This window comes from Variovorax sp. ZS18.2.2 (assembly GCF_024701975.1).
GTDB lineage: Bacteria > Pseudomonadota > Gammaproteobacteria > Burkholderiales > Burkholderiaceae_C > Variovorax.
Map to the genome: position 1 here is coordinate 1 of NZ_JANLNM010000027.1, position 1228 is coordinate 1228.

At 61.9% G+C, this 1228-nt stretch carries 1 protein-coding gene; it reads right to left on the reverse strand.

Annotated features, from left to right (window positions below; translation table 11 throughout):
- Positions 1-1228 (reverse strand): hypothetical protein (locus tag NU688_RS33885; protein ID WP_257865370.1); only part of this gene is annotated, 1228 nt, incomplete at both ends.

Genomic DNA, 1228 nt, shown 5'->3' on the forward strand with positions numbered 1-1228 from the left:
AGCAGCTTGTCGACGTCTACCTCGAGCGGTATCAGCAGCCTGTCGACCTCGACGTCGTCTGGCCTGAGCACCGCTACCAGCAGCATTAGCAGTTTGTCGACGTCGACCTCGAGCGGCATCAGCAGCCTGTCGACCTCGACCTCCTCTGGCCTGAGCACTGCGACCAGCAGCATCAGCAGCTTGTCGACGTCGACCTCGAGCGGCATTAGCAGCCTGTCGACCTCGACGTCGTCTGGCCTGAGCACCGCTACCAGCAGCATTAGCAGTTTGTCGACGTCCACCTCGAGCGGTATCAGCAGCCTGTCGACTTCCACGTCGTCTGGCCTGAGCACCGCGACCAGCAGCATCGGTAGCTTGTCGACGTCGACCTCGAGCGGTATCAGCAGCCTGTCGACCTCGACGTCGTCTGGTCTGAGCACCGCTACCAGCAGCATTAGCAGCTTGTCGACGTCGACCTCGAGCGGCATTAGCAGCCTGTCGACCTCGACGTCGTCTGGCCTGAGCACCGCTACCAGCAGCATTAGCAGTTTGTCGACGTCGACCTCGAGCGGCATCAGCAGCCTGTCGACCTCGACGTCGTCCGGCCTGAGCACGGCGACCAGCAGCATCAGCAGTCTGTCGACTTCGACGTCGTCCGGCCTGAGCACGGCGACCAGCAGCATCAGCAGCCTGTCGACGTCGACCTCGTCTGGTTTGAGCACCGCCACGAGCAGCATCGGTAGCTTGTCGACATCTACCTCGAGCGGCATTAGCAGCCTCTCGACCTCGACTTCGTCTGGTCTGAGTACTGCAACGAGTGGCATCAGCAGCCTGTCGACCTCGACATCGTCCGGACTGAGCACCGCCACGAGCAGTATCAGCAGCCTGTCGACTTCGACGTCGTCTGGTTTGAGCACTGCGACCAGTGGCATTTCGAGCCTGTCAACCGGCTTGAGCACGACCAGCAGCAGTATCGACAGCCTGTCGACCTCGACTTCGAGCGGCCTGAGCACGGCGACGAGCGGCATCAGTAGCCTGTCGACCTCGACTTCGAGTGGCCTGAGCACAGCGACCAGCAGCATCAGCAGCTTGTCGACTTCGACGTCGTCCGGCCTGAGCACTGCGACGAGCAGCATCGACAGCTTGTCGACTTCCACGTCGTCGGGGCTGAGCACTGCTACCAGCGGCATCAGCAGCCTGTCGACCTCGACCTCTTCTGGTCTGAGTACAGCGACCAGCAGCATCAGCA